Source organism: Clostridium sp. OS1-26, from assembly GCF_030915445.1.
Taxonomy (GTDB): domain Bacteria; phylum Bacillota; class Clostridia; order Clostridiales; family Clostridiaceae; genus Clostridium_AM.
Genome location: NZ_CP133264.1, coordinates 4,467,399 through 4,479,049, shown reverse-complemented (window position 1 = coordinate 4,479,049; position 11,651 = coordinate 4,467,399). Strand labels below are relative to the sequence as shown.

12 protein-coding genes and 1 pseudogene are annotated in these 11,651 nt (G+C 30.3%); 5 read left to right on the top strand and 8 right to left on the bottom strand.

Features of this window, described 5'->3' with window-relative positions; translation table 11 throughout:
* Nucleotides 1-605: 605 nt before the first annotated feature.
* Complete coding sequence (locus RCG18_RS22205) at nt 606-1,079, bottom strand: hypothetical protein (protein ID WP_308038175.1); 474 nt, start codon at nt 1,077-1,079, stop codon at nt 606-608.
* A 235-nt stretch (nt 1,080-1,314) separates the two neighbouring features.
* Between RCG18_RS22205 and RCG18_RS22200 the strand changes: the two genes are divergently transcribed.
* The 3 genes and pseudogenes from RCG18_RS22200 to RCG18_RS22190 all read left to right on the top strand — a co-directional run bounded on the left by RCG18_RS22200 (nt 1,315) and on the right by RCG18_RS22190 (nt 4,249).
* Complete coding sequence (locus RCG18_RS22200) at nt 1,315-2,238, top strand: acyl-CoA dehydratase activase-related protein (RefSeq protein ID WP_308038174.1); 924 nt, start codon at nt 1,315-1,317, stop codon at nt 2,236-2,238.
* Nucleotides 2,210-3,306: pseudogene (locus RCG18_RS22195) on the top strand (2-hydroxyglutaryl-CoA dehydratase). Before RCG18_RS22200 ends, RCG18_RS22195 begins: the two are co-directional and overlap by 29 nt.
* Entirely contained in the window at nt 3,287-4,249 is a 963-nt protein-coding gene (locus RCG18_RS22190; RefSeq protein WP_308038173.1) for an acyl-CoA dehydratase activase, read from the top strand. Before RCG18_RS22195 ends, RCG18_RS22190 begins: the two are co-directional and overlap by 20 nt.
* Before the next feature lie 206 nt (nt 4,250-4,455).
* Here RCG18_RS22190 and RCG18_RS22185 read toward each other — a convergent pair whose 3' ends face one another.
* Complete coding sequence (locus tag RCG18_RS22185; RefSeq protein ID WP_308038172.1) at nt 4,456-5,223, bottom strand: epoxyqueuosine reductase; 768 nt, start codon at nt 5,221-5,223, stop codon at nt 4,456-4,458.
* 310 nt (nt 5,224-5,533) lie between these two features.
* Between RCG18_RS22185 and RCG18_RS22180 the strand changes: the two genes are divergently transcribed.
* Both RCG18_RS22180 and RCG18_RS22175 read left to right on the top strand, forming a co-directional pair.
* Nucleotides 5,534-5,845, top strand: a complete 312-nt coding sequence (locus RCG18_RS22180; protein ID WP_308038171.1) for a hypothetical protein — start codon at nt 5,534-5,536, stop codon at nt 5,843-5,845.
* A gap of 430 nt (nt 5,846-6,275) precedes the next feature.
* Nucleotides 6,276-6,737, top strand: a complete 462-nt coding sequence (locus RCG18_RS22175) for a ribonuclease H-like YkuK family protein (protein ID WP_308038170.1) — start codon at nt 6,276-6,278, stop codon at nt 6,735-6,737.
* Between the two features lie 159 nt (nt 6,738-6,896).
* Here the strand turns inward: RCG18_RS22175 and asrC are convergent, their stop codons facing one another.
* From asrC to RCG18_RS22145, 6 genes are all read right to left on the bottom strand, one after another.
* Nucleotides 6,897-7,844: a sulfite reductase subunit C gene (gene asrC / locus RCG18_RS22170; RefSeq protein WP_308038169.1), complete on the bottom strand. Its 948-nt coding sequence runs from the start codon at nt 7,842-7,844 to the stop codon at nt 6,897-6,899.
* A 13-nt stretch (nt 7,845-7,857) separates the two neighbouring features.
* Nucleotides 7,858-8,649 (bottom strand): anaerobic sulfite reductase subunit AsrB, encoded by a 792-nt coding sequence (asrB, locus tag RCG18_RS22165; RefSeq protein ID WP_308038168.1) that lies wholly within the window; start codon nt 8,647-8,649, stop codon nt 7,858-7,860.
* Nucleotides 8,650-9,651 (bottom strand): anaerobic sulfite reductase subunit AsrA, encoded by a 1,002-nt coding sequence (gene asrA, locus RCG18_RS22160; protein WP_308038167.1) that lies wholly within the window; start codon nt 9,649-9,651, stop codon nt 8,650-8,652.
* Nucleotides 9,652-9,695: 44 nt separating this feature from the next.
* The gene (locus tag RCG18_RS22155; RefSeq protein ID WP_308042081.1) at nt 9,696-10,472 is read right to left on the bottom strand and encodes a formate/nitrite transporter family protein; all 777 of its coding nucleotides are present in this window, start codon (nt 10,470-10,472) and stop codon (nt 9,696-9,698) included.
* 156 nt (nt 10,473-10,628) lie between these two features.
* The gene (locus tag RCG18_RS22150; RefSeq protein WP_308038166.1) at nt 10,629-11,018 is read right to left on the bottom strand and encodes a hypothetical protein; all 390 of its coding nucleotides are present in this window, start codon (nt 11,016-11,018) and stop codon (nt 10,629-10,631) included.
* Between the two features lie 140 nt (nt 11,019-11,158).
* Nucleotides 11,159-11,491: a L,D-transpeptidase gene (locus RCG18_RS22145; protein WP_308038165.1), complete on the bottom strand. Its 333-nt coding sequence runs from the start codon at nt 11,489-11,491 to the stop codon at nt 11,159-11,161.
* Nucleotides 11,492-11,651 lie beyond the last annotated feature (160 nt).

Below are 11,651 nucleotides of genomic sequence, written 5' to 3'. Positions count from 1 at the left end.
ATATCAATAAAAATATTTATAATCTAAAAATCTCTTAACTTTAGATGTATCAACATTTATATAAACTGTAATTTAAAATTAACAATTATCATTATATATTAAAATCTATATTTAATACAATTATACACTAAATTCTTTGTATATAATTGTAAAATTCGCTTCTTATATTTCTACATCTAAATTTCAATTGATAATATTCTCAATTAGCATAAAAATTATTTTTATGCTGTTTTTGATTCATTTTACCATTTCTCAACTTTCATTTTTAAAAATACATTTTATGTCAAATCAGTGGATATTTATCAAATCATCAATTCAACACATCTGGTGATAACTTTGTGGATTCAATTTTCACCTATTTCCCCTACTCTTCCCCACACAGTAGGTTAGTAGGAATAAAATGTAATTTTATGGTGACTTTTATACTTATTAATGTCGTAAAATAATATACATTTATTTATAAAAATACAAAATAAAAAATCTTCAATCGTATTTTTGTACAATTGAAGATTTTTAAAAATTATTTTTTTAATACAACGCATTTCTATTTTATAGACTCAATAGCAGCAATAGTCTCTTACAATTATTAATATTATATACCTCAATTACTTATTACAATATGGCAAAAGAGATTTAACATGTTTATTTTCTTCCTCTATTAAAGTAGTTAATATTTTATAACTTTCTTTTTCGGTGTCACCAGAATTTTTAACCAGTTTTCCTCTTAAGTTTATAAGTAGTGCTGCATTTTCCTTTTCAAAGTTTACCATAAACTCTATTAATTCTTTAATGTTTTTTAAATCGGGTGTGTCTATCTTACTTTTGAATTGAGCAATAGCTTGAGATATTTTATCATAAGTAAAAATGTCTATTTCTACGTTATCCGTATCAGTAATGTTGTTTTTCATCTGCTCAAAATACGCAACGTGCCTCCCTTCCTCTCTTGCCATTACCTTACATAATATCTTGAAAGTATCATAATTCTTGATGTCTGTATTTGAAATATTAAAGTATAGCTTTGACATCTCCTTCTCTATATCAATTAACTTATCTAAAACATCCTTTATCGTATAACTCATTTTATTACCTCCTAATAGATTTAATAATTTATTTATAAATACACCTATTAAGTATATTTTACCATACATTCTTAATAATTTTTAAATAATTTATTTTGTAGTTTACATAATAATTAATATGTTGCCTATATTATAAACAAATTTTAAAAAAATGAATAATATTTATTTAATAAGGTAAAATATACAAATGTGACTATATTATTTAATTTTTATTTGTATTAAAGGAGAATTTTAAATGAAAGTTGGAATACCTAAAGGATTATTATATTATAAGTACCACCCCTTCATGGAAACCTTTTTTACAGAACTCGGAGCAGAAGTTGTCACCTCTCCAGAAACAAATAAAGAGATATTGGATATGGGAGTAAAATATTGCATAGATGAAGCTTGCTTACCTGTAAAGGTTTTTCATGGCCATGTTGCATATATTAAAGATAAATGTGACATAATCTTTATTCCAAGAATCATGCAAATAAATGCAAATGAATATATTTGCCCTAAATTTTGTGGTCTTCCAGAAATGGTGACAAATAATATACCTAATATGCCTCAGACTATCACCTCCCCCATTTATGCATTCTCTAAGAAAAGTTTGAGAAGCTGGGTTAGGGATACTGGTAATATATTTACTAAAAACTATTTAAAAATAGGTAAGGCATATGAGGCTGCTTTAAAAGCTCAAAAACTCCATAAAGGCGGTATAAAAAACGACAATTTTAAATTAAATGTAGCTTTAGTAGGCCATCCCTATAACGTTTATGATAAGTTTATAAATATGAATGTAATTAAAAAACTTAATAATTTAGGTATAGGTGTTATAACCGAAGAGAATATAGAAAGCAATTATATACAAGATCAAGTTAATTTGCTTTTCAAAAGACCTTTTTGGACTTTTGCTAAAAACTCTTATGGTTTTTCCACTTATTTAGCTGAGAATAATAAAATAAATGGAATAGTGTATATATCTTCCTTTGCTTGTGGAATAGACTCTGTAGTTATAGAACTTATAAAAGATAAACTAGATGATTTTCCACTGCTAATCTTAAAAATCGATGAACATACTGGCGAAGCAGGCTTTGATACAAGATTAGAAGCCTTTTCTGATATGCTTGAAAGGAGATGTATTACATATGAAAATAACCTTTCCTCATCTTGGTAACACTTACTTTGCTGCAAAAGCTTTATTTGATGGCTTAGGGGTAGAATACGTTATACCTCCCTTAAGCAATAAATCTGCCTTGGAAGTAGGATCGCTATATTCTCCTGAGGAAATATGCTTGCCTTTTAAAATAATGATAGGCAATTATATTGAAAGTATTAAGCAAGGTGCAGATACTATAATATTTGTAGGAAGCTGCGGGCCCTGCAGGTTTGGGGAATACTGTGAGCTTCAGATGAATTTATTAAAAAAGTTAGGTCATGATCTGGAATTTATTGTACTTGATAACCCTAGAGACATAGGTTTGAAAGAGCTTTTTAATCGGATAAGTTCAATTTCCAAGAACAGTAGTAAATCAAAAAAGATCAACTTAAAGCTGTGTATTATGCAGTAAAAATTATAAATTTAATAGACGAAATAGAAAGTACAGCTCACTATCTTGCTGGATACGAAATAAATAAAGGGCAGTGTAAGATGCTTTTAAATCAGTGTAAAACTGAAGCAATAAAACAAAACACGCCAGAACAAATGTTCGAACACCTGAAAAAGTATAAAAACTTACTAGAAACTGTACATATTGACAAGGAAAAAAATCCTATTAAGATTGCGATTATAGGTGAAATATATACTGTCATCGAACCTTTCTCTAGTCTATACATTGAAGATAAATTAATGGACTACGGAATTTCAACAAAAAGACATCTTACTCCTAGTTGGTGGGTTAAAAATATGTCTTTAACTAAGCTAAACTTAAATTCTTTGGATATTCGAAGAGCCTCAAAGGAATATCTTCCATTATATATTGGTGGCCACGCAAGAGAATGCATTGGAGAAGCCGTGCTGGCAAAGGAGCAAAATTTTGATGGAGCAATTCAGATATTCCCTATGGGATGTATGCCTGAAATTGTTTCAAAAGCTATACTTCCAACTATATCTAGAGATAAAGATTTTCCAATACTGACTCTAGTTGTAGATGAGATGACTGGCGAGGCGGGATATATAACTAGAATAGAGGCATTCTTAGATTTGCTTGAAAGGAGAAAAGGAAATGTATTATATGGGAGTTGATGTCGGTTCTGTCAGTACCGACATTGTGCTTGTAGACAATGATATGAATGTTGTAGAATCACTATATTTGAGAACTAAAGGTAGACCAATTAACGCTATTCAGGAAGGATTTAAATTCTTAAAAAACAAATACGACGCAAAACAAATAAAAGCTGTTGGAACAACTGGCAGCGGAAGAAACATTGCATCATTTTTAATTGGCGGTGATGTGGTTAAAAATGAAATAACAGCTCATGCAGTGGCCTCCCTTCAAACTAATAAAAACCTGAGAACTATTATTGAAATTGGAGGCCAAGATTCAAAAATAATAATTTTAAACAATGGAATTGTAACAGATTTTGCAATGAACACTGTGTGTGCCGCAGGAACTGGTTCATTTCTTGATAGGCAGGCAGAAAGACTAGATATTGCCATTGAGGAATTCGGAGACTATGCCCTTCAATCTAATAATCCCGTAAGAATAGCAGGAAGATGTGCTGTTTTTGCAGAGTCTGATATGATACATAAACAACAGCTTGGATATAGCGAAAAAGATATCATTAAAGGTCTTTGCGATGCTTTAGTTAGAAATTATCTTAATAACGTAGCTAAAGGAAAAGAAATTAAATCTGAAATTTTCTTTCAAGGAGGAGTAGCTGCAAATATAGGCATGAAAGCCTCTTTTGAAGAAGCGCTAGGCTGTGAAGTTACAGTTCCAAAAAACTATAAAGTCATGGGTTCAATAGGAGTGTCAATTTTAGCAAGAGAGCATTTAGAAAAGACTGGTGAAAAAACTAAGTTTAAAGGATTTGATTTGGCTGATATGGAGTTCGTCTCAAGAAGCTTTGAATGTAAAGGTTGCACCAATGGATGTGAAGTAGTAAAAATATTAGGAAGTGAAACAGTTGTAGGCTACTTTGGTGATAGATGTGGTAAATGGAGTGGCAGCGTATTAGCTGTATAAAACGTACTTAAACGCTTTTCTACGAATTTTAAAAAATTATTATAAAATTTTAGAACTCAAATTGAGACTGTTGCAAAATGTATAAAAATCTTATATAAGAATACCGGCCATGCATAAATAGGAAAATAAACTTCTTTATATGCATGGCTTTCATTCATGAGAATTTATCCGATGTCTATCGCCACTGACCTTTCAACTCCATAATTCTACTTATCCTTTATAGGACTTATAAAAGAACAAGGAACACCTACCAAACACTTCCCGCAGACATCTGAAAAGCCAACATCTGGGTAAAGTTTATCATTATGTAAGCACATTTCATTGCATTTCTTTCTATCAAAACTATCCTCTTTCAACGCATCGTTTACACATCTCTTTACACATTTCTTACATGTATTATTAGCTTTATATAAGCAATGTTCCTTTAATTTTTTATCTGAAGGCTCTAAACTTAGATTTGTAACTACACTTGCAAACCTTCCGCAGCAGCCTTTTTCCGTAATAAGCATATTATTCAAACCGAAAGTTCCCAATCCCGCAATAAAAGCTACGTGTCTTTGAGACCAATCACTTATTAATTTATCTCTATCAAAATTATAGGCTAATGGAACTGCACTGCAGTGATACCCATTTTGTTCTAGGTTATTCTTAATATAGTTGTTTAAATTACCCATCATTTCGTTCGTTTCAACAAAAGCAACTGCCCAAGCTTCAGAGCTCTCCTTACCTTCTATATTACTTTGCACTATGGATTCATCAAAAGGTATAAAGTAACAAACAACCGTTTTTGCATCTTCTAAGAAATCCTTTGGAAGCATATGTGAAGGAGATACTATATGTTTCAACTTAGCAAACTCTTCATCATCTGCACTTGCAAAAGCCACTAGAGGCTCTCTATATTTAGTTTTAACAGATTTTATGTTTCCATAATTGTTGACATAATTTTTTATAAGCTCTTCAATGTATTTTTTCACCTATATCCCCCACCCTTTTATAATATATTTGACCTTATAGCTTACCTTTAATTTTTTTATCTATATACTGTTATAAATTATTATTACATATTACTAATGAATTTTCTATCATTTGAAATATAAAAATTAATTACATTACGAGTTTATATAGAGCTATCTTGAAAAGGAATAGGATAAACAATAGTATGGGGAAGTATTAGAGCGACTAGTCATCAGAAAACTATGAATAATTTAAATTACACTACGTAATAATAAAAATAGAATCTGCTTAAAATTTCATATAGTAATTATTGAGAAAGGGTGTTGTCGATTGAATATTGACGAATCTTTAGTATGTCCAAAATGTAATAGTACTCACTTTGATATAAAGCGTGAAGCCACTTATGTCTATACTTATAAATTAAATACACCAGATACAGTTTCAAATAGCAAAAATGAATCTGCACTACCTTTTTTATTTGATAACAGAGAACAAACCTGTTCAAAAGAATATTTGGAGTGCGAACAATGTGGAGCTCGCTATCCTTGCCCATTTTTTAATGACAATCAGAGAATTAATCTTACTATTTTACAGAAAGCTATAAGAGCTGATCATAAAGAGGAACCTGACTTTTTTGGATAACTAATACGCTTTTACTTCATAAAAAGCATACTAATGAACAATTATTTAGTATGCTTTTACCCTATCTCTTAATATTTCATGTAATCTTAAAACAATTCTTTGCTTAAGCTTCTATGAGCATTGAAGAATATTAGCGCTATATACTTATGTTGATGTATTACTAAATTCTTATCTTTCATAAATTTCTTGTTTGTAAGTTATTTTATATTTTTTAATTTACATAATATTTAATATGTTACTATAAAAACCTTTAAACATCTAATTTGTCAGTTATTCAATAATATGTCTGTGTAAATTTAACACTTACTTAAGAAATTATATATAGTATCATAAATCAAAATTAACAAACACACAATATAATAAATATAATAGCATTTAATATATACTATTACGATACAGCTTTAAAAATAAATCTGAAGGGAGATATTTTATGAAAAGTATCACATATGGAGATGTATCTTTTAAAGCAATGAGTCAAATTATTAAAAATTATATTCAAAACGATAGGAACAGTAAATACAAAATATCTATAGGAACAGATTCTCAAAATTTTGATGTAACTAAGGTTGTGGTTGTAGTGGCAGTTTGGAAAGTTGGAAATGGAGGTATATTCTTTTACGATATTAAGCATGTAGATAAAATATCAAATTTACAGCAAAAAATTTTTTATGAAACCAGCTTGAGTATTGAGATTGCTCAAAGATTATCAGAAAAATTTGATAAGGAAGATTTTAAATGTGATATGAGTATTCATGTTGATATAGGTGAAGATGGTTTAACATCAAAAATGATACCAGAGATACTAGGTTGGGTTAAAAGTTGTGGATTTGATTGTAATGTAAAACCATATTCATATGCAGCCTCTAGTATTGCAAATAAGTACTCAAAATAACTATTTAAAAAATTACTAAATGGCAGCTTAGTTATCGATAGCTTGCTGCCATTTAATTTTGCCATTACATAATGCCTAATACATTTTTTCTTATTATTTTATGAATAAACAGCCTCCTAAAGCGTCTTCAGAAGGCTGCTTGCCGCTATTTAATATAAATTACCAATAAATAGTCTCGTTTAATTCTGCTTTAGGTCCTAAATTTACATCTTTTAAGGCCCATTTCTTAAATTCTTGGAAACCTGTTCTATCAACAATATAACCTATATGTTCCTTTCCTCCTGGCGCCTCTTTATCTATATATTCTCTTATATAATCATAAGTGTTAAGAATTATTTTTATAATACTTTCTTCATCTACCCATTTAATAAAATCTTGAGCAAGTCTTGGATTTTTCTTTCCTGTTCTGCCCATTATTACTAACTTGTAGTATTTTTCTTTACTTCTCGTCCAAGCTCCAGTCGGACACTTTCCAATACATTCTCCACAGCCTATACATTTATCATGATCTCTTATCACTTTGAAATTCTCAAAGCTTAATGCTCCTGTGGCTCTCTTTTCACAGTTAGTTACACAAGCCTTACAACCTATACATCTATAACTATCATATTGAGGCTCTGTCATCCCAATAATTCCAAAGTCATGCATTCTAGACTTTATACAGTCATTTGGACATCCAGTAAGAGCTACTTTTACATGAAAGTCATTAGGGAATATAGCCCTCTCTATTCTCTTTGCAAAAGCAGTAGTATTGTAATTACCAAAAGGACAAACTCTATTCCCTACACATGCAGATACATTTCTTGTACCTGATGCTGGATACCCTGTTTTAGGATTAATCTGATTTATTTCTAATCCTTCTATAACTGGTTGAATTATTTTATTTATCTCTGGGATATGCTTCATATCTATCCCTGGTATCTCAAATCCTTGCCTTGTAGTTATATGCACTGTTCCATTTCCAAATTTCTCTGCTACTTTTTGAAGAATTTCAAAATGCTTTGCCTCCATATGACCACCAGGAACTCTTATCCTTATAGCGGTTTTTCCTCTTTCTTTTGTTACTCTAAAGGCATTCTTTTTAAGAACTTTTGTATTGATATCCATAACGCTCTCCCCTTTAATCAATCAAATTCTTAGCTGCAACATAATTAAATACTGGACCTTCTAAACAGATATATGTGTCATCTATCTTGCAATGCCCACATTTTCCAACACCACAACACATTTTTCTTTCGTATGACACCCAGATATTTTCTTCTTTTATTCCTTTTTTGATAAATTCCGCTACAGTAAACTTCATCATTATAGGTGGTCCAACTACTATAACCTGTGCACTTTCTATACTGTCGATCTTTAAATCCTTTACATAGTTAGTTATTAAACCTACATTTCCTGTATAACCTTCTTCTCCATTGTCTACAGTTAAAGTAGTGTTAATATTTTTACTCCATCTTTGTATATCGTCTTTGAATAATATATCTTTTGGAGATTTAAATCCCATAAGAACATTAAATTTCTTCACTTCATTTATGTGCTCATTAAAATAATCTATTATACCTTTGACAGGAGCAAGTCCAGTTCCTCCAGCAGCTATAATAAGTTCTTTGTCCTTATATTCATTTATATCAAATCCATTTCCATAAGGTCCTCTTATAAAAAGCTTATCTCCTGGAAAAAATGTATGAATTACATCAGTAACTACACCTACACGTCTTATAGTTAAATCCACGTACCCATCACCGATACCACATACAGATATAGGTGCTTCTCCATATTTAGGTACAGAAACTTCAAAGAATTGTCCTGGCTTTACTTCACCTCTATACTCCATTCTAAAAGTATAATCTATATCCGTATGAGAAGTTATGCTAATTATTTTACTAAGTGTTGGCAAATATATATTCTCCATTTACTCCACCTCTTCCATTGCCTTATTTAATTTATTGACACAATTTGAAAAAGATATATATTCAGGACAAATGTCATCACATCTTCCACAACCTACACACATATGATAGCCAAATCTTTTATTAAAATCATAGACCTTATGCATCACTTTAAATCTCATTCTGTCGCCTTTGTCTTTTCTAAAGCTATGTCCCCCTGCCATATCTGTGTATCCATCTACCTGACAAGATGCCCACACTCTTCTTCTTTCACCAGTATTCTTGTTATCTTTGTAGAATATATCCTGCATAGTAAAGCATGTACATGTTCCACATACAGTGTTACATCTTCCACAAGCTATACATCTTGATGAATATTCCTTCCATCCTTCCCAATTGAACACTCTTTGGTCTAAATTCTCTGGTATATTTACTTTTGTCTCATTAGAATCTATAAATGTTGGTTTTACAGGAGTTTCTTCCATTCCTTTAAAATATTCGTTGAAGCTTTCATCCTTACATTCTATAGATACTTCTCCATTACTTTCTCTTACAAATAAATTGTATTCATCTGTTGTATTACTGCCCATACTCACACAAAAACAGTTTTCAAAACTATTTTTACATTCCATAAGCACAAACTTTACTTTCTCTCTTAGTTTCTTATAATATGAGTCCTCATAGCCATTATTTAAATAAACTTGATCTAATCTTTTTATAGCATGTATATCACAGCTTCTTAAAAAGATTAGAATTTTTTTATCATCTACTTTGGGTTCTGTTACACTGTCTTCTGTAAAATAGAATAAGGTTTGAGTAATCGGAAGAATAATTTCTTTTGGTGAGAACTGTGATTTTTCATTAAAAACTATTTGTTCAATACTTGTAACTTGAGCATATCTTATTGCATCAGTATCTGAAAATGTTCCTTTTCCTTCTAGAAGTACTGGTGCATACATTTTGTATTCTTGACCTATTTTTTCTAGAAAATCATTAAACTTACTGTGGTTCATTGTAAAACCCATGTTAACCCTCCTTATGCTTATACAGCCATATTATCTTTAATCTTTTATAATTTACACTTATCATTAGAAACATACCAGTATGCAAATGCTACAAATATCATTCCGCCAATGATATTGCCTAATGTTACCGCTGTTAGATTATATGCTAATCCACTTAAGGATACTACAGCCTTATGAGGTATCATTACTGATATTGATAAAAGTGTCATGTTAGCAACGCTGTGTTCAAAACCTGAAGTTATAAATGCAAACAAACACCAGAAAATCATAATAAGTTTTGCTGTTTCCTCTTTTAACTTGAAGGAACACCATACAGCTAAACAAACAAGGATATTACATAAAATACCTCTTATTATAAGTTCTACAAATGGAGCTGACATTTTTGCTGCAGAGGCTTTAATTATAAAATCTGCAGTTGCTCCTTTAGAAAGTCCTGAATATACGAATAATGCAGCTAATATAATTGCTCCTATGAAATTTCCAACATAACTAAAGAACCATACACTAAACAAAGACTTCCATGTAACTTTCTTCTCTAGAACGCCAATAGTCATTACCATATTGTTTCCTGTAAATAGCTCTGATCCTGCCATAATAACAAGGCTTAAGGCAATAGCAAAAGAAACTCCCATGACTATTTTAGTGGCTGGTGAATTTACCGAGGACAATATGCCTCCAATAGTGAAAATTAATAAGATTCCAAAGCCAACAAACATTCCAGCTAAAGCAGATGCAATTATATATCTACTTTTGCTATTTTTAAGGAAATTAGCTTTTTTAATAGATGCCTCGCCTATTTTATTAATTTCTTCTTTAAACACCATTAACACCCTTTCTTATTCGTTATATATTTAACATAACACGTTTGTTAAAAAAATAATGTGATAATTATCACAATTATTAAATAATTCACTAAAGGATTTAAATATAAAAAGAGCTATCATAAACAAAGACAGCTCTTCAAGTTCTAATTTGTATTAATTATTTTCATCAAGTTCCTTAAACTTAATCTCCTTTAAGTATATGCCTTTTTTGTCTTCAGCTTTATCTTTGCCAATATCATCGATGCTTGCTTTTATTGAACCAAACATCGTTTGAAGAGTTTTACTTGCAAAGGATTCTAATTCATCAAATATTTCTTCAGCACCTTTCAATTTAGATACATATACATCCATCTGTTGATTGGATAGATTTTTAACTATTTTACTTATAACAAACTCTAGATCATTATTACCAGGAAGTACAACTACATCCCCTGTTTGTAATGATAAATATATTGGATTGTCAGCTTCAATTCCCTCTACTAAATCTTCATAACTATCATCTACATCTTCTGATAACAAATAAAAATTAACTAATACTTTCATAAAAGCGTGTTCCCCTCCAATTTAATATAATTGTAATATGCGTATTTTTATTTTTCTTCATATTAGCATTATATTGAATTGGTATTTATTGTGTGTATATTTTTTTATCTATCCTTAAAATACTATATAGAAAATAATCATTAGTAAATATCTACTTGTGTTCCAATGGGAACAGTATCGTATAGTTCCTTTGCGTCACTACTATTCATACGAACGCACCCATGACTGATTGCTTTTGATATTGACCAAGGAATATCAGTTCCATGAATACCATAGATTCCAAAAGGAATATTAAGCCTCATGAAATGCCCACCAAACTGTTTTCCCCATAAGCCCTTCATAACAATTTTCCAATGACCTAAAGGAGTCGGAGTAGCAGGTTTACCAACAGCAACTGGATACTGTTTTATTAAAACATTGTTTTTGAATAATTTTAATACCCGTCTTCTTGTACTAATCTCAATACGATACATGAAAACACCTCCCTTAATACAATTTATTCGTCGATGTATGCATTAATAATAAATTGTATAGGAAAAATAAAAATAGCCTCAAAAACCAGCACCCCTATATGTTTTTTTACACTAGGATTATGTTGGTTTTTCCATAAGCTATTTTTAATATTGACTTAAA

Bases quoted from the DNA above. Each gene is read 5' to 3' on its own strand.
- RCG18_RS22205 (WP_308038175.1), bottom strand. From the start codon at position 1,079: ATGAGTTATACGATAAAGGATGTTTTAGATAAGTTAATTGATATAGAG.
- RCG18_RS22200 (WP_308038174.1), top strand. From the start codon at position 1,315: ATGAAAGTTGGAATACCTAAAGGATTATTATATTATAAGTACCACCCC.
- RCG18_RS22190 (WP_308038173.1), top strand. From the start codon at position 3,287: ATGTATTATATGGGAGTTGATGTCGGTTCTGTCAGTACCGACATTGTG.
- RCG18_RS22175 (WP_308038170.1), top strand. From the start codon at position 6,276: ATGAAAAGTATCACATATGGAGATGTATCTTTTAAAGCAATGAGTCAA.
- asrC (WP_308038169.1), bottom strand. From the start codon at position 7,844: ATGGATATCAATACAAAAGTTCTTAAAAAGAATGCCTTTAGAGTAACA.
- asrB (WP_308038168.1), bottom strand. From the start codon at position 8,649: ATGGAGAATATATATTTGCCAACACTTAGTAAAATAATTAGCATAACT.
- asrA (WP_308038167.1), bottom strand. From the start codon at position 9,651: ATGGGTTTTACAATGAACCACAGTAAGTTTAATGATTTTCTAGAAAAA.
- RCG18_RS22150 (WP_308038166.1), bottom strand. From the start codon at position 11,018: ATGAAAGTATTAGTTAATTTTTATTTGTTATCAGAAGATGTAGATGAT.
- RCG18_RS22145 (WP_308038165.1), bottom strand. From the start codon at position 11,491: ATGTATCGTATTGAGATTAGTACAAGAAGACGGGTATTAAAATTATTC.